This window comes from Castellaniella sp. (assembly GCF_041677825.1).
Lineage (GTDB): Bacteria > Pseudomonadota > Gammaproteobacteria > Burkholderiales > Burkholderiaceae_B > Castellaniella.
In genome coordinates this window covers 23,277-39,755 of the sequence record NZ_JBAYPG010000011.1, presented here as the reverse complement: position 1 = coordinate 39,755, position 16,479 = coordinate 23,277, and the positions used below count along the sequence as shown (strand labels likewise).

The following is a 16,479-nucleotide window of genomic DNA, read 5'->3' as shown; positions in this document are numbered from 1 at the left end:
AATACTGAACCCTTGGCAAGTCGTTCAACCCTCAAGGGGTGAGGGTTTCGTGGAGAAAATCATGATGTCATCCAAATCGCTGCTCTGGTTCGCTGCAGCGCTGCTGTGCGCAAACGGTCTGCCGGCGGCTCACGCCCAGACCCCGAAGAAACTGCACATCGGTGCAGTCATCTCCATTTCAGGCGGTGCATCGTCCCTGGGGACCAAAGAGGCCAATGCCGTGAAATTGCTCCAGGAGCAGTACGCCAGCAGCGCGGCCGATCGGCCATACGAGCTCGAAATCACCGTCATGGATGACGCATCGGATCCGACCCGGGCCGTCAACGCGGTGCGCAACCTGATCCAGCGCGATCAGGTCGATGCCGTTGTCTGCTGCACGGCGACGCCGGCGTCGATGGCGGTGGTGCCGGTGGTTCAGGAGGCCCAGGTGCCGACGATTTCGCTGGCGCTGGCCACCAGCATCATCGAACCGGCCGATGAGCGCCAGTACGTCTTCAAGACGGCGATCACCGACCGGCTCATGATGGAACATGTGGTCAAGGACATGCTGGCGCGCGGGTACCAGCGGGCCGCCTTCCTGGGGCTGAATGATTCCTATGGCGATGGCGGCTGGGAAGAATTCCAGCGGGCCGCGGGCAACAGCGGGCTCGAGATCGTGGCCAGCGAGCGCTTTTCGCGCGATGACACGAGCTTCGTACCGCAATCGCTGCGCATCAAGCAGCATCGGCCCGACGCCGTGTATGTGCATGCGATTCCGCCTTCGGCGGCACTGATGCAGGATGCGCTCAGCCGCGTCGGCTTCAAGGGGCAGGTCTATCAATCCGGTGGCTCTGCCAACCAGGCCTTCATCGATGTGGGCAAGTCGGCCGTGGCGGGTACCATCGTTCCCGTCGGGCCCATACAGACCTACACGCAGCTGCCGGGGGACAATCCGCTGCTGCCCGTGCTCGATGAGTTCGTGCAGGCCTACGACGCGCAGTATGGCAAGAACAAGGCCGATCAGTATGCGGGCTACAGCTGGGATGCCGTGCGCATGATCGTGGCGGCCTACGAAGGGCTGGATGACGCGCAGGCGGCTGCAGCGTCCGGATCCGACGAGAGGCGTCAGGCACTGCGTCAGGCGATCGAGGCCCTGCAGGAGTACAAGGGGGTCAGTGGCGTATTCAATTTCACGCCGCAGGATCATCTGGGGCTGGATGATCGTGCCATCTACCTCACGCGGGTCGAGGATGGCCGTTTCCAGCTGATCGGGGAGTGACACCTTGTCCGTTGTGTATGCCGGTGGGGCCGACGTGTTTCACTGCGGCAATGTGCGCATCCACCGCATCGAAGACTATCAGGGCCCCGGGTTCGTGCCCGAGGGCATGTTCCCCAACATCGAACGCAGGATGTTGCAGGAACAATGGGCCTGGCTGGTACCCGATTTTTACTACCCGGATCTGGATCGCCTGCGCACCAGCGTACACAGCTGGGTCGTGCAGACCGGGCGACACAACGTGCTCATCGATGCCTGTGTGGGCAATCACAAGCACAGGCCGGCGGTCGAGAGCTTTCACATGCGCAACGCGCCCTGGCTGGAGCGTCTGGCCACGGTCGGTTTGCGACCTGAAGACATCGATGTCGTCTTCTGCACCCATCTGCATGCGGATCATATCGGCTGGAATACCCGGCTGCAGGATGGCCGCTGGGTGCCGACCTTCACCAAGGCCCGCTATCTCTTCGGACGCACCGAGTTCAGTCGCTGGGATGATCGCCGGCCCGACTACCAGCCCACGGCCCTGAATGAGGGCGCCTTCGAAGACAGCATTCTGCCCGTGCTCGAGGCGGGGCTGGTCGAACTGATCGATGATGGCCATGAAATCGAGCCGGGGCTGTGCGTGGAGGCATCACCCGGGCACACCCCGGGCCATGCCTGTGCGCGGCTGCGAGTGGGGGACCAGGAAGCCCTGTTCACAGGCGACATCCTGCACCATCCGATTCAGGTCCACTACCCCGAGGTGTGTTCGGTGTTCGATGATGACAGCCAGCAGGCACTGCGCACCCGCCAGCGCATCCTGGAAGCGTCCGTGGATCGCGATACACGCCTGTTTCCAACGCACTTTGCACAGCCATCGGCCTGCAGGGTCATATCGGGGCCCAACGGCCGCTTCGCGATCGACTGGGCCGCCGATGCCCGGCCCTAGCCAGCCTGGGCGGGTGTGCCGGCCTGCCGCGCCTTCTTTACCTGGCGCCAGTGGTGCAGCAGGGGTTCGGTGTAGCCGTTGGGCTGCTCCAGGCCCTTGAAGATCAGGTCGCTGGCGGCCAGAAAGGCACAGGATGTGTCGAAATGGCCGTCCATGGGCTCGTAGAGCGGGTCGCCGGCGTTCTGCTGGTCGACCACGGCCGCCATGCGGCGCAGGGTGGCTTCGACCTGTTCGCGGCTGACCACGCCATGCAACAGCCAGTTGGCGATGTGCTGGCTGGAGATGCGCAGGGTGGCGCGGTCTTCCATGAGGCCGACGTCATGGATATCGGGCACTTTGGAGCAGCCCACGCCCTGGTCGACCCAGCGTACGACATAACCCAGGATGCCCTGGCAATTGTTGTCGAGCTCCTGCTGGCGCTCGGCTTCGGACCAATCGGGCCGGGTCGCCACGGGTACGGTGAGAATGCGGCCGGTGTAGTCTTCGTGCCGGCTCTCGAGCGCCTTCTGTACCTGAACCACATCCACCTGATGGTAATGCAGGGCATGCAGGGTGGCCGCCGTGGGTGACGGCACCCAGGCGGTGTTGCCGCCGGCCTTGACGTGGTCGATCTTCTGCTCGAGCATGGCGTGCATGAGATCGGGCATGGCCCACATCCCCTTGCCGATCTGCGCATGGCCCCGCAGGCCGCATTCGAGGCCGGTCTGCACGTTGTTCAGTTCATAGGCGCGGATCCATTCCTGGGCCTTCATGTCGCCCTTGCGGACCATGGGGCCGGCGTGCATGGCAGTGTGCATTTCATCGCCCGTGCGATCCAGAAAGCCGGTGTTGATGAACACCACGCGCCCGGCGGCGGCGCCAATGCAGGCCTTGAGGTTGACGCTGGTGCGGCGTTCTTCGTCCATGATGCCCATCTTGACGGTCTGTGCCGGCAGGCCGAGCAGTTGTTCGACCCGGCCAAAGAGCGTGTCGGCAAAGGCGACTTCGGCAGGGCCGTGCATCTTGGGTTTGACGATATAGATCGAGCCGGTGCGGGTGTTCCGGCGCGATTCGAGATCGTGCATGGCGATCATCGAAGTGCAGACGGCATCCAGGAGGCCCTCGAAGACCTCGTGGCCCTCGGCATCGAGGATGGCGGGGGTGGTCATCAGGTGGCCGACGTTGCGCACGAACATGAGCGAGCGGCCATGCAGGCTCGCCTCGCTGCCGTCGCGTGCCGTATAGCGGCGGTCTGCACTCAGCGTGCGCGTGATGGTCCTGCCCCCTTTTTCGAGTTGCGCGCTGAGCGTGCCCTGCATGAGGCCGAGCCAGTTGCGATAGGCCTGAACCTTGTCGTCGGCATCCACAGCGGTGATCGAGTCTTCGCAGTCCATGATGGTGGTGACGGCGGCCTCGAGCAGCACGTCCTTGATGTGGGCCGCGTCGGTGCGCCCGATGGCGTGCGTGGCATCGAACTGGATTTCGACGTGCAGGCCATGGTGCTGCAGGATGACCGCGTCGGGCTGATTGGCCGGGCCGCGGTGGCCCAGAAAGGCCGCGCTGTCGGCCAGCCCCGTCTGGCTGCCGTCTTCTTGTGTGACGAGCAGTTGCCCGTCGGCCACCTGGTAGCCTGTGGCACGCGCGTGGGTGCCGTGCCGGAGCGGAAAATGGGCGTCGAGGACGTTGCGCGCAAAGGCAATCACCTGCGCGCCACGCACTGGATTGTAGGCGCCGCTGCGCTCGGCGCCCCCGGTTTCGGGGATGGCGTCGGTACCATACAGGGCGTCGTACAGGCTGCCCCAGCGGGCATTGGCGGCATTGAGCGCGTAGCGCGCGTTGGTGACTGGCACCACGAGCTGCGGCCCGGCCTGCCGGGTGATTTCGGTGTCCACCCCTGACGTGTGTACGGCCACATGTGCGGGTGCCGGCTGCAGATAGCCGCTGTCCTGCAGGAATCGGCGGTAGGCCGCCGGGTCGGCCACGGGGCCCGGATGCTCGGCATGCCAGGTGTCGAGCGCCTTCTGCAGGCGCTTGCGTTCGGCCAGCAGGGCACGGTTTTCGGGGGTCAGATCGCGTATCAGGGCTGCGAGGCCGGCCCAGAAGGCATCGGCCTGAATGCCCGTGCCGGGCAGGGCTTCGTGTTCGATGAATCGATGGAGTACGGTGGCCACTTGCAGCCCGTGGCAGGATATGCGGTCAGTCATGGAGGTCCTTGCTCGAATGTTTCTGGAAGATCGTACCGTGGTCTTGCCACTGATTATAAGGAGTCCGGCAGAAGGGTACGGCCTCTGCGATAGAGCCAGCAGTGTACCCGATACCTGCCAATACATTGATTATCAATGACAAAATCAATTCCGATGCGATGGTCGGCTGGTTCGCGTGGTCGTACGGACGTGGGCGTGTACGGGATTTCGGGCCAGAATGGCCTTCACAGGATCAGAATGGCGCGAAAGTCATTCACATTGGTCAGTGTCGGTCCGGTGACCAGTGCATCGCCGAGGCTTTCGAAAAAGCCGTGCCCGTCGTTGTCGTCCAGGGCCTCGCGCGGTGATCTGCCGCGCTGCCACGCCCGTGCCAGGGTGTCGGGCGCAAGCAGCGCCCCGGCGATTTCTTCCTGGCCGTCCACCCCATCGGTGTCGCCCATCAGCGCGTGGATGCCCGGGCAGCCATCGAGTGTCAGGGCCAGCGACAGCAGACATTCGACGTTGCGCCCGCCGCGGCCCTGGCCGCGCACGGTGACGGTGGTTTCACCGCCCGAGAGCAGAACGCAGGGGGGCGCCACGGGCTGGTGGTGATGCTGCACTTGCAACGCAATGCCGCCCAACACCTTGCCGACCTCGCGCGCTTCGCCTTCGATGCGATCGCCCAGCAGCACCGGGGTGATCCCGGCGGCCCGGGCCACGCGGGCCGCGGCTTCGAGCGCATGCTGCGGGGTGGCAACCAGGCGGGTCTGGACACGGGCCAGACGGGGGTCCCCGGGCTTGAGGGTTTCCCCCGCCCCGGATTCGAGCAGCCTGAGGGCGGCATCCGGCATATGGATGCCGTAGCGCTGCACGATCCCGAGCGCATCGGCACAGGTGCTGGGGTCGGCTACGGTCGGGCCCGAGGCAATATCCTCGGGGCGATCGCCCGGCACATCCGAGATGAGCAGGTTGAGCACGCGTGCGGGGGCGCAGGCGGCCGCCAGGCGCCCCCCCTTGATGGCCGACAGGTGGCGGCGCACGCAGTTCATTTCGCGGATGTTGGCGCCTGATCGCAGCAGCGCCTTGCTGATTGCCTGCTTGTCGGCCAGCGTGATGCCCGCGCCCGGCAGGGGCAGCAGAGCAGAACCGCCGCCCGAGATCAGGCTGATGACCAGGTCATCCGGGCCCAGGCCGCGGACCTGGTCGAACAGCTGCCGGGCGGCCTGTTGCCCTGCGGCATCGGGTACCGGATGGGCCGCTTCGAGAATGCGGATGTGGCGGCAGGGGACGGCATGGCCGTAGCGGGTGACCACCGTACCTTCCAGCGGACCCGGCCAGACGGCTTCGAGTGCCTGGGCCATGGCGGCGGATGCCTTGCCGGCACCGATGACGATGGTGCGGCCCCGTGGGGGTTCGGGCAAGTGGGCGGCCAGTACATGTGCAGGCTGGGCCGACTGTACGGCCGCCGTGAACAGCCGCCTGAGCACGCTGCGCGGGTCTGTGTCTGCATGCACGGTCAGTCTCTGCGCGGCAGGGCGGCGGACTGCAGCCAGCCCAGGCTTTCTGTGGTCGTGCCCAGCGGGTGGTATTCGCAGCCGATCCAGCCCTGGTAGCCGATGGCATCCAGGTGGCGAAACAGCCACGGGAAGTTGATTTCACCCGTGCCAGGCTCATGGCGCCCCGGATTGTCGGCCATCTGGATATGCCCGATGTGGGCCAGATGCCGGCTCAGCGTGTTGCCCAGTTCGCCCTCGGTCCGCTGGGCATGGTAGATATCGTATTGCAGCTTCAGGTTGTCCGAGCCCACGTCGGCAAGAATGTCCAGGGCATCGGCGGTGCGCGAAACGAAGAAGCCCGGCATGTCGTACTGGTTGATGGCTTCCATCACCAGGAGGATGCCGGCCTTTTGCAGTTCGGCCGCGGCAAAGCGCAGGTTGGCTACCAGAGTGTGGCGCGCCTCGACCCGATCCAGCCCCTGCGGCAGGATGCCCGCCAGACAGTTGACGCGCGGGCAGCCCAGTGCCCGGGCGTATTCGATCCCCAGGCTCAGTTGGTCATGAAACTCGGCTTCGCGCCCGGGCAGGCAGGCGATGCCCCGTTCGCCGGCGTCCCAGTGGCCTGCGGGCAGATTGTGCAGCACCTGCGTCAGCCCGTGTTCCTTCAGGCGGGCGGCCAGTTCGGCCTTGTCCCAGGCGTAGGGAAACAAGTATTCGACCCCTCTGAAACCGGCTTGTGCTGCAGCCTGGAAACGGTCCAGAAAGTCGACCTCGGTGAACAACAGGGACAGGTTGGCGGCGAAGCGGGGCATCGAGGGTCTCCTTCTGGCGGCTCATGTCAGGGTACATGGTGACAATAGTACGGCAGATTTGTACGACAGATCGGTGCATGCAGCGTCCACGGTGATATTCATTGTTACACTGCAGGCATGATTTTCAGCCGACCCTGAAACCACCCGACACCACGACGTCGCCCCATTCTGATGCCCCATTCTGATCCCGGCAGCCCCATCGGGCCATCCGCCACGGCGTCCGCGGCGGTGCCGGCATCGGCACCCGTGACTGCCGGTACGGCTGCAGCCGCCCGCAATCAGCGCCTGGCCCTGCTGGCGCTGGCGGCCATGGCGATCACCTGGGGCTATAACTGGGTGATCATGAAGAACGTATTGCGCTATGTCGGCCCGATGGACTTCCAGGCGCTGCGCAATCTGCTCGGCGCGCTGGTGCTGCTGGCCATCGTGCTGCTCAGACGCATGCCGCTGCGGGTCACCGCCTGGCGCCGGGTGTTCCTGTTCGGTCTGCTGCAGACGACGGGGTTCAGTGTGTTCGTGCAGCTGGCGCTGGTCCACGGGGATGTCGGGAAATCCTCCATCCTGACCTACACCATGCCATTCTGGGTCATTCCCATGGCCTGGGTCAGCTTCGGCGAGCGCATTCGGGGCGTGCAGTGGCTGGCGCTGGCCCTGGCGGCTGCAGGGCTGGTGCTGGTGCTGGAGCCCTGGCACGGTCAGGCGTCCATCGTCGGTGAGGTCATGGCACTGCTGGCCGGCCTGTGCTGGGCACTGGCCATGATCACGGCCAAATGGATCAAGCGCGATTGCCCGATGGATGTGCTGCCCCTGACCACCTGGCAGATGCTGTACGGCGCCCTGGTGCTGTGCGTCATTGCCTGGCTGGTGCCCGAGCGCGCCATCGACCCGGCGCCCTATTTCTGGGGGGCCCTGCTCTATAACGTATTCATTTCCACCGCACTGGCCTGGGCGCTGTGGGTCTTCGCCCTGCAGCATCTGTCGGCCGGCGTGGTCGGCCTGTCGGCGCTGGGCGTGCCTGTGGTGGGGACGCTGTCGGCCTGGCTGCAACTGGGCGAAGCGCCGGCGCGCATGGAACTGGCGGGCATGTTCCTGATCGTGGGGGCCCTGGTCGTGCTCAGCCTGCGCTCATTGAAGCGTTGACCCGATGTGCGGCAAGCCTCGGCCTTCAGAGGGTGTCAGCAGGGCGTGTGGCGCGAGCGCTACCACATCGCAGTTCTCGCCCGGGCCCGCGCGATCGATGACCAGAAAGTCGCTGGTGTCCTGCAGGGCCAGCAAGGGGTGGTGCCAGACGCCGGGCGCATAGTTCACCCCCTGGTGGGCCGTACACAGGAAGGCGCGCAGGTTCTGGGCCTGTGGCCGGGTGTCGCGCGCTGCCACGACCACCAGCCACGGACGCCCGGAGAGCGGAATGAAGGCCTGGCTGGCTTTGGGGTGGCGTTCCATCATGCGGATGGCAAAGGGCAGGCTGCGCGCGTGACCGCGGAAAATGGAGACGATGGCCCGCCCCTGGGGGCCCGGGTCGATCTGCGCCAGATCATGGAACCGTTCGGTGTTGCCCTCGTTGATGCTGTAGTGCACCGTGTGCCCATCGGCCTGTATGACATCGCCAAATGGGGCAAAGGCGCTGCGGGTGAGTGGTTCGACAGAAAGAACATGGGGGGTGGGCATTCTGGGCCTCATGCGGTGGGGGTTCGTGGCGGAATGGCGGCGCACCGGTTCAGGGCTGTGCGCTGCTGGCCCGGGGGATCAGGTGGCCAGCATGGCCTGCAGCCTGAAGAGCGCAATCTGCCCGATCTGTTCGAGGCAGGTGGCCTGCTCGACCTGGGGGTCATGGTTGAGGCGGGCCGCCATCGCGGCCATGATCTGATGGCGATCGCGCCCCTTGACGGCAATCACGAACGGAAAGCCAAAGCGCTCGCGGTAGCGGCGGTTCAGGGTGCGCAGCTGCAGCAGTTCTGCGGCACTGCATTGATCGAGCCCCGCCCCGCGCTGCTCGCCGGTGGACGCCTGAGTCAGGGTACCAGCCCGGGCTTCACGGCCTGCCAGCTCGGGGTGCGCGCGAATCAGTGACAGCTGTTCTGTCGGGCTGGCCTCGAGGACGACGGCCATCATGGCCTGGTGCAAAGCGGGCAGATCCGCAAAAGGACGCGCCCGCCAGGCGCGCCGGGGCACCCACGGCGAGTGTTCGAAAACCGCTTCGAGCTGGCGTGTGAAGGCATCCTGTGACAAAGTGGACAATTCTTTCGGCGTCATGGCAACGGAGGTGAAGGTTGTAGGGAGGCACTCTGGCTGGCCTGCAGCATCCCCGCCACCCGGTTGATGCATTGCCGCAGCCAGATCGCTTCGGCTGAACCGTGCGTGCGCCGGTGCCAGAGGAGATAAAAGCGCATGGGCGGAAACCTGAATGGCGATGGCAGCAGGGTGATCGGCAGATAACCCGCGTAATGGCGCGCAAACTGCCGGCCCGTCGTGAAGATCAGGTCGGTGCGCAGCAGCATGCCGGCCACCTGGCCGAAATAGGGGATGGTCATCTGGATGTTGCGCTGCAGGCCCTGGGCGGCCAGGCAGCCGTCGATGAAACTGTGCCGTTCGGACACATAGGGATAAGGCGCCAGATGAGGCAATTCGAGATACTGCTGCAGCGTGAGGTGGCGATGGGCCACCGGATTCTGGCTGCCGACCATGCAGACCACCTCGTCATCGAACAGCCGTGACAGATGCATCTGCGGCGGTGGTTGCAGCCAGTTGCCGATGACCACATCCAGACTGCCGTCTTCCAGGGCACCGATATAGTCATGCTCGGCGTGGATGGTGTGGATGCTGAACCGCGCGCCAGGTGCTTCATGGCGCAGGATGGCGGCAATATTGGGCAGGAACATGGCATCCAGATAATCGGGTGCCCCCAGGTGAAACACGCGCCGGGTCGTGGACGGGTCGAAGACGCGGGGTGGGCTGGTGATGCACTCGATGGCTGCCAGCGCATCGTTGGCGTGGGCCAGCAGTTCGAGGCCGCGCTCGGTGGGCACCATGCCATTCTTGCTGCGCACCAGAATGGGGTCGCCGGCGAGATCGCGCAGCTTGCGCAGCGCGTTGCTGAGCGCGGGTTGCGACAGCCCCAGGCGCACCGCGGCGCGCGAGACGCTTTGCTCGGTGAGCAGGGTCTGCAGCATCCGCAACAAATGGCTGTCCATGGATTCACGAGGTCTGGGCATGAGCGCATTATTCATGTTTGTGCGCAAGGCGTCCATGAGCGATGTCCCGGCGCCGCCCGCGGGTGCGCTGTGCGTGCACGACGGTGTCCTCAAGCGTGCCCCGAGCTCGATTTCCGATGGTTTCTGATATGCACCATCATCGTTCCTGAATGGTTTTGCGTCCTATTGGTGCTATCTTCATCCATGGATGAAAGAACATGAACCCCAAAACAAGGCAAGACCATGGAGACACGCCCCATCCGCTTTCATTTTCGCGGCACGACGCAGGTTGTGGCAGACCAGCCCACGACCCGCACCGTACTGCAGTACCTGCGTGAAGACCTGGGCTGCACAGGCACGAAAGAAGGCTGTGCAGAAGGGGATTGCGGGGCCTGCACGGTGGTGGTGGCCGAGCTCGACCCGCAGGGTGGCGTGGTTCTGCGGGCTGTGAATTCATGCATTCAGTTCCTGCCGACGCTCGATGGCAAGGCGCTGTATACGGTCGAGGACCTGCGTCAGTCCGATGGCACGCTGCATCCGGTGCAGCAGGCCCTGGTGGATCACCACGGATCGCAATGCGGTTTCTGCACGCCCGGTTTCGTGATGTCGCTGTGGGCCATGTATCTGGCGCACACGCCGGGTGACCCTGTGCCGGAACGCAAGCAGATCGATGACGTATTGTCCGGCAACCTGTGTCGCTGCACGGGATACCGGCCCATCATCCGGGCAGCGAGCGAAATGTTTTCCTGGCCGGTGGTGCCCTTCGATCGGGCCGGGCTGGCCCGGGTGCTGGCTCACTTGCAGGACGACGGTGTCTTCGTGTACGAACATGCCGGCCATCGCTTCCACGCACCCCGCACGCTCGCGCAACTGGCCAGTCTGCGTGAGCAGTACCCCGATGCCCGTCTGCTGGCTGGCAGCACCGACGTCGGGCTGTGGGTCACCAAGCAGTACCGTGAACTGCCCGAGCTGATCTACATCGGCCGGGTCGAGGCGTTGCGCAGCATCCGGGCAGAAGGCACCGATCTGATCATCGGCGCCGGGGCCCTGCTCAACGAGGCTTTCGATGCGCTGGTGGCGTATCTGCCGGGGCTCTCCGAGATGCGCCAGCGCTTTGCATCCTTTCCCATTCGCAATGCCGGTACGCTGGGTGGCAATGTGGCCAATGGCTCGCCCATCGGGGATTCGATGCCCGCGCTGATTGCCCTGGGCACGCGGGTCATCCTGCGGCGCGGCGACAGCCTGCGCGAAATGCCGCTCGAAGACTTCTACCTGGCCTACCAGAAAACGGCGCTCGAGGCGGGCGAGTTCGTGCAGGCCCTGCGGGTGCCGGTCGATGTGCCCGGGCGGCGGTTCCGCACGTACAAGCTGTCCAAGCGGTATGACCAGGATATCTCTGCGGTCTGCGTGGCCTTTGCCATCACGCTCGATGCCACGGGCCGGGTGCAGACGATACGCACCGGCTTCGGCGGGGTGGCGGCCACGCCGGCGCGCGCGCGGGCGACCGAAGCCGCCCTGCAGGGGCAGCCCTGGAACGAGCCCACGGTGCGGGCGGCCATGCAGTGCCTGGCCGATGATTTCCAGCCGCTCAGCGACTTGCGTGCCAGCAGCGACTACCGCCTGACTGCGGCCCGCAACCTGTTGTACCGTTTCTACCTCGAGACCGTACCAGGCCGCGCACTGGCACCCCGGCAGGTGCATGCCGTGGCATTGGCCGAAACACTGTAGGGGCGCGCGGCGCAGCGTCCGACGGCTGCGTGCGTACCCCGGGAGACCGACATGGATATCCACGTCAATAGACCCACCGAACTCGAACGTCTGGCTGTCAGCAACCACCACATTCCACATCCCGTGGCCGGTGAGCCCGTCGCGGGCGCCGCCAGTCCGCACGAATCCGCCACCCTGCACGTGAGTGGCACAGCGCTGTACACCGATGATATTCCTGAACTGCGCGGTACCGTGTACGCTGCGCTGGGCCTGTCGCAGCAGGCGCACGCCCGCATTCTGGACATGGATCTGCAGGCCGTGCGCGACGCACCGGGCGTGATCGATGTACTGGTGGCCGGGGATCTTCCGGGCGAAAACAACTGTGGTCCCGTGCTGCATGACGATCCCCTGCTGGCCGACGGCCTGGTCCAGTATGTGGGCCAGCCCGTTTTCATGGTGGTGGCGCGCAGCATTCATGCTGCGCGCCATGCCGCCCGACTCGGCAGCGTGCAGTACGACAGCCTGCCGCACCGGCTGACCGCCCGGGACGCCCGGGCGGCCGGTGCCCGCACCACCCTGGGCGATTTGCGGCTGCAGCAGGGCGACGTACAGGCCGCCCTTGATGCTGCGCCGCACCATATGCGCGGCACCTTCCAGTGCGGCGACCAGGAGCAGTTCTACCTCGAGGGCCAGATTTCCTACGCCATCCCGCAGGAAAAAGAGGGCATGCTGGTATTGTGCTCCACGCAGCACCCGAGCGAGATGCAGGCCGTGGTGGGTCATGCCCTGGGTTGGCAGGCGCACCAGGTGCAGGTCGAATGCCGGCGCATGGGGGGTGGTTTTGGTGGCAAGGAATCCCAATCTGCCCTGTTCGCCTGTCTGGCGGCGGTGGCCGCCCATCGCCTCGGGCGTCCGGTCAAGCTGCGCATGGACCGGGACGATGATTTCCTGATCACCGGCAAGCGGCACGGGTTCTGGTACGAATTCGACTATGGCTTCGATGACGATGGCCGCATCCTGGGCGTGCGCCTCGACATGACGCTGCATTCCGGGTTTTCAGCCGATCTGTCCGAGGCCGTGGCCAGTCGTGCGCTCTGTCATTTCGACAACGCCTATTACATTCCTGCGGCTGACATCCACACGCTGTGCGGCAAGACCCATACCCAGTCGAACACGGCCTTTCGTGGTTTCGGCGGGCCGCAGGGGGCTCTGGTGACCGAGGTGGTCATCGACCGGATCGCCCGGTTCCTGGGCAAGGATGCCCTGGATGTGCGCCGCTGCAATTTCTACGGCACGGATACGCGCAACGTCACGCCATATGGGCAGGTGGTCGAAGGCAACCTGATCGGTCCGCTGGTCGATGAACTCGAGCACGGCGCCGACTACCGGGCGCGCCGTCGGGCCGCTGCCGAATTCAATGCCCACAGCCCGATCCTCAAGAAGGGTCTGGCGCTCACACCGGTGAAGTTCGGCATCTCCTTCAATGTGCCGGCCTACAACCAGGCCGGGGCGCTGGTGCACATCTATCGCGATGGCTCCGTGCTGATCAATCATGGCGGCACCGAAATGGGCCAGGGTCTGAACACCAAGGTGTCCCAGATCGTGGCCAACACCCTGGGGCTGGATCTGGATTGTGTGCGCATCACGGCCACGGACACCTACAAGGTCGTCAATACCTCGGCGACTGCGGCATCCACCGGCACGGACCTGAATGGCAAGGCCGCCGAAGACGCAGCACTCACGCTGCGGGCGCGCCTTGCAGGCCTGGCTGCACGCCAGTATGGCGGCCAGCCCGAAGACGTGGTGTTTGCCTGGCGTCAGGTCAGCGTCAATGGGCATACGGTTCCATTTGCACAACTGGTCGAGGACGCCTACCTCGAGCGGGTGCAGTTGTGGTCCGACGGTTTCTATGCCACCCCGGGCATTCATTGGGACAAGGCGACCAGCCATGGCAACCCCTTCTATTACTTTGCTTTTGGGGCGGCAGTGTCCGAAGTCGTGGTCGATACGCTCACCGGCGAATGGAAACTGCTGCGCGCCGACATCCTGCATGATGTGGGTGCCTCGATCAATCCGGCCATCGATCTGGGTCAGATCGAAGGCGGCTACATTCAGGGCATGGGCTGGCTGACCACCGAAGAGCTGGTGTGGCGCGCCGATGGCCGGCTGATGACCCATGCACCGTCCACCTACAAGATTCCGGCGGTCAGCGATTGCCCGCGTGACTTCCGGGTGCGCCTGTACAAGGCGCGCAACCACAAGGACAGCGTGCATCATTCCAAGGCGGTGGGCGAGCCGCCCTTGCTGCATGGCATCAGCGTCTTCAACGCCATCGCCGATGCCGTGGCGGCGGTGGGCAACGGCCGCCAGTCCCCCGATCTGAATGCCCCCGCAACGCCTGAAGCCATCCTGCGAGCCATCGAGGGTGTGCGCCAGACCTGTGCGGCATAATGGCCGCCTGGATTGACCAGGCACTCTGGTGCCTCGATCGGCAACAGCCGGTCGTGCTGATCACGGTGGCTGCGGTGCGGGGCTCTGCGCCGCGCGAAGCGGGCGCAAAGATGCTGGTGTCGGCCGGCCATCAGTGGCTGACCATAGGCGGCGGCCAGCTCGAATGGCTGGCCATGGCTCGTGGGCGGGCCATGCTGCAGGCGGCCCGCGGCCCGGATCGGGCTGCCGACCGGCAGGTGCTCGAAGTGCCACTGGCGGCCTCGCTGGGGCAGTGCTGCGGTGGCCTGGTGCATTTGCTGTTCGAGCGCCTGAACGAGGCCGACCGCCCATGGCTCGACGATGCGCGAGCGCGCCTGGCCCATCAGCAGGCCTTTGAACGCGAGGTCGGCCTGGGGGCCGCCGGGCAGACCGCCTGGGTACGCCTGCGGCCGGCCGGCCTGGCCTCCCGGCCCGCGGGCCGTGTCCAGGCCGCCTGTCTGCTGGATCTGCACGATGCCCGGGGCTGCCCGGTGCTGACCGAACCGGTGGCGCCGCACGGGCAGCATGTCGTGATCTTTGGCGCCGGCCATGTGGGGCGTGCGCTGGTGCGCATCCTGCAGACCCTGCCGTGCCGGGTCACGTGGGTGGATGCCCGCGAAGACCAGTTTCCTGACCGGGTCGGCAGCACGGTCACCATAGAGGCCACGGATACCCCTGAAGCGGTTGTGGACGAGGCGCCCGCCGGCAGTTATTTTTTGATCATGACCCATGATCACGCGCTGGATCAGCGCCTGTGCGAATATCTGATGCGGCGCAATGACTTTGCCTGGTGCGGTCTGATCGGCTCGGCGACCAAATGGCATCGATTCCAGCAGCGGTTCAGTGCCAAGGGGATTCCGATCGAGCGCCAGCAGCGCATCACGTGCCCGATCGGCGAGCCCGGCATCACAGGCAAGCAGCCGGAAATCATCGCCGTCGCCGTGGCGGCGCAACTGTTGCGCCTGCACGCTGCAGATCGGGCCCCACAGGCCCGTGGCGCCCTGCCTGTCCTGCAGCCGTGAAGGCCATGGCCCATGCCGGGGCCGTACAGCGCTGCGCTGCACGGTGCCGGCCATTTTGAACGTATCGCACTCACAGGAGAACGCTTGATGCATCAGCAGTCACCCGACCCCGGACGCGCTGCGTACCGTGCCCAGATGCTGTATTTCGTCGATGACCCGCAGCAGGACGAACAGGCGGTGGTCTGGATCCGGGATGGCTTGCTGGTGGTTCAGGATGGCCATATCGTGGCCTGTGGCGAGCATGATCCGCTGGCGGCCACACTGGGCCCCGAGGTGAAGCGGCACGATTGGCGCGGATGCGTGATCATGCCGGGTTTCATCGACAGCCATGTCCATTATCCGCAGACCGACATGATTGCATCGCCCGCCGAGGGTCTGTTGCCGTGGCTGGACACCTGGACCTTTCCCACCGAACGGCGCTTCGAGAACCCCGCGCATGCGCGCGAGGTGGCGGGTTTTTTTCTTGATGAACTCGTGCGCTGCGGCACGACCACGGCGCTGGTGTATTGCAGTGTGCATCCGGCATCGGTGGACGCGTTTTTCGAAGCCAGTCACGCCCGCGGCCTGCGCATGATCGCCGGCAAGGTCATGATGGACCGCAACTGCCCAGCCTATTTGCAGGACACAGCCGAGCAGAGCGCCCGTGACAGCGAAGCGCTGCTGCAGCGCTGGCATGGCACGGGGCGGCAGCTGTATGCGCTCACGCCGCGCTTTGCACCCACGTCGAGCATCGCACAGCTGGGGCGCTGTGGCGAACTGGCGCAGGCCCATCCCGATGTCTACGTGCAGTCCCACGTGGCCGAGAACCGGGCCGAGGTCGACTGGGCGATGGGGCTGTTCCCCGGCCATCGAAGCTATCTGGACATCTACGATCGCCATGGCCTGCTGCGCCCGGGGGCCGTCTACGGCCACTGCATCTGGCTGGATGACGATGACCGCCGGCGGCTGCATGACAGCGGCGCAGTGGCTGCGCACTGTCCCACGTCGAACCTGTTCCTGGGCAGCGGCCTGTTCGACCATGGCGCCGCCCGTGCGTTGGGTGTGCCCGTCGCGCTGGGCACGGACGTGGGCGCCGGGACGTCGCTCTCGATGCTGTGCACGATGAATGAGGCGCACAAGGTGGCCCGTCTGGGGGGCCATCACCTGAGCGCGCAGCGCATGTTCTGGCTGGCGACCCAGGGGGCGGCCCGTCATCTCGGGCTGTCGGGGCGCATCGGTACGCTGGCGGCGGGCGCCGAGGCGGATTTCGTGGTGCTGGATCCGCGTGCCACGCCTCTGCTTGCCCGCCGCAGCGAGCGGGCCGGGTCACTGGAAGAGCTGCTGTTCGCGCTGGCCATGCTGGGTGATGATCGGGTGGTCGCTGCCACGTATGCAGCCGGGCGCGAGGTTCATCGACGCGATCCGCTTGCCAGCGTCGCGCCCGTGCCATAATCTGCG

Annotated in this window: 14 protein-coding genes; 8 read left to right on the top strand and 6 right to left on the bottom strand. The window is 65.5% G+C overall.

The window, feature by feature from the left end; all coding sequences use genetic code 11:
* Nucleotides 1-61 precede the first annotated feature (61 nt).
* Both WCY17_RS06410 and WCY17_RS06405 read left to right on the top strand, forming a co-directional pair.
* Nucleotides 62-1,258 (top strand): ABC transporter substrate-binding protein, encoded by a 1,197-nt coding sequence (locus WCY17_RS06410; RefSeq protein ID WP_372701348.1) that lies wholly within the window; start codon nt 62-64, stop codon nt 1,256-1,258.
* Between the two features lie 13 nt (nt 1,259-1,271).
* On the top strand, nt 1,272-2,183 hold the full coding sequence (locus tag WCY17_RS06405) for an MBL fold metallo-hydrolase (RefSeq protein WP_372701387.1): 912 nt from the start codon (nt 1,272-1,274) through the stop codon (nt 2,181-2,183).
* Here WCY17_RS06405 and WCY17_RS06400 read toward each other — a convergent pair.
* The 3 genes from WCY17_RS06400 to hyi all read right to left on the bottom strand — a co-directional run bounded on the left by WCY17_RS06400 (nt 2,180) and on the right by hyi (nt 6,653).
* Nucleotides 2,180-4,366: a malate synthase G gene (locus WCY17_RS06400; RefSeq protein WP_372701347.1), complete on the bottom strand. Its 2,187-nt coding sequence runs from the start codon at nt 4,364-4,366 to the stop codon at nt 2,180-2,182. The two genes, WCY17_RS06405 and WCY17_RS06400, sit on opposite strands and share 4 nt — an antisense overlap.
* A gap of 224 nt (nt 4,367-4,590) precedes the next feature.
* On the bottom strand, nt 4,591-5,859 hold the full coding sequence (locus WCY17_RS06395) for a glycerate kinase (protein WP_372701346.1): 1,269 nt from the start codon (nt 5,857-5,859) through the stop codon (nt 4,591-4,593).
* Nucleotides 5,860-5,861: 2 nt separating this feature from the next.
* A complete protein-coding gene (gene hyi, locus WCY17_RS06390) occupies nt 5,862-6,653 on the bottom strand; it encodes a hydroxypyruvate isomerase (protein ID WP_372701345.1) in 792 nt (263 codons plus the stop codon).
* Nucleotides 6,654-6,824: 171 nt separating this feature from the next.
* Between hyi and WCY17_RS06385 the strand changes: the two genes are divergently transcribed.
* A complete protein-coding gene (locus tag WCY17_RS06385; RefSeq protein ID WP_372701344.1) occupies nt 6,825-7,793 on the top strand; it encodes a DMT family transporter in 969 nt (322 codons plus the stop codon).
* Here WCY17_RS06385 and WCY17_RS06380 read toward each other — a convergent pair.
* The 3 genes from WCY17_RS06380 to WCY17_RS06370 form a co-directional block, all read right to left on the bottom strand.
* Nucleotides 7,779-8,321: an ureidoglycolate lyase gene (locus tag WCY17_RS06380; protein WP_372701343.1), complete on the bottom strand. Its 543-nt coding sequence runs from the start codon at nt 8,319-8,321 to the stop codon at nt 7,779-7,781. The genes WCY17_RS06385 and WCY17_RS06380 overlap by 15 nt on opposite strands.
* 78 nt (nt 8,322-8,399) lie before the next feature.
* Nucleotides 8,400-8,906 carry a 2-oxo-4-hydroxy-4-carboxy-5-ureidoimidazoline decarboxylase gene (gene uraD, locus WCY17_RS06375; RefSeq protein ID WP_372701342.1) on the bottom strand — a complete coding sequence of 169 codons (507 nt, stop codon included), beginning with the start codon at nt 8,904-8,906 and terminating at the stop codon, nt 8,400-8,402.
* A complete protein-coding gene (locus tag WCY17_RS06370) occupies nt 8,903-9,865 on the bottom strand; it encodes a LysR family transcriptional regulator (protein ID WP_372701341.1) in 963 nt (320 codons plus the stop codon). The genes uraD and WCY17_RS06370 overlap by 4 nt, the downstream gene beginning before the upstream one ends.
* On the opposite strand from WCY17_RS06370, the gene WCY17_RS06365 reads away from it, so the two are divergent.
* The 5 genes from WCY17_RS06365 (at nt 9,864) to guaD (ending at nt 16,473) form a co-directional block, all read left to right on the top strand.
* Complete coding sequence (locus tag WCY17_RS06365) at nt 9,864-9,992, top strand: hypothetical protein (protein WP_372701340.1); 129 nt, start codon at nt 9,864-9,866, stop codon at nt 9,990-9,992. The genes WCY17_RS06370 and WCY17_RS06365 overlap by 2 nt on opposite strands.
* Nucleotides 9,993-10,087: 95 nt before the next feature.
* Nucleotides 10,088-11,572 (top strand): xanthine dehydrogenase small subunit, encoded by a 1,485-nt coding sequence (xdhA, locus tag WCY17_RS06360; protein WP_372701339.1) that lies wholly within the window; start codon nt 10,088-10,090, stop codon nt 11,570-11,572.
* 51 nt (nt 11,573-11,623) lie between these two features.
* On the top strand, nt 11,624-14,002 hold the full coding sequence (gene xdhB, locus WCY17_RS06355; RefSeq protein ID WP_372701338.1) for a xanthine dehydrogenase molybdopterin binding subunit: 2,379 nt from the start codon (nt 11,624-11,626) through the stop codon (nt 14,000-14,002).
* A complete protein-coding gene (gene xdhC / locus WCY17_RS06350; protein WP_372701337.1) occupies nt 14,002-15,042 on the top strand; it encodes a xanthine dehydrogenase accessory protein XdhC in 1,041 nt (346 codons plus the stop codon). Before xdhB ends, xdhC begins: the two co-directional genes overlap by 1 nt.
* An 87-nt stretch (nt 15,043-15,129) precedes the next feature.
* A complete protein-coding gene (gene guaD, locus WCY17_RS06345; protein WP_372701336.1) occupies nt 15,130-16,473 on the top strand; it encodes a guanine deaminase in 1,344 nt (447 codons plus the stop codon).
* The last annotated feature ends 6 nt before the right edge of the window (nt 16,474-16,479 follow it).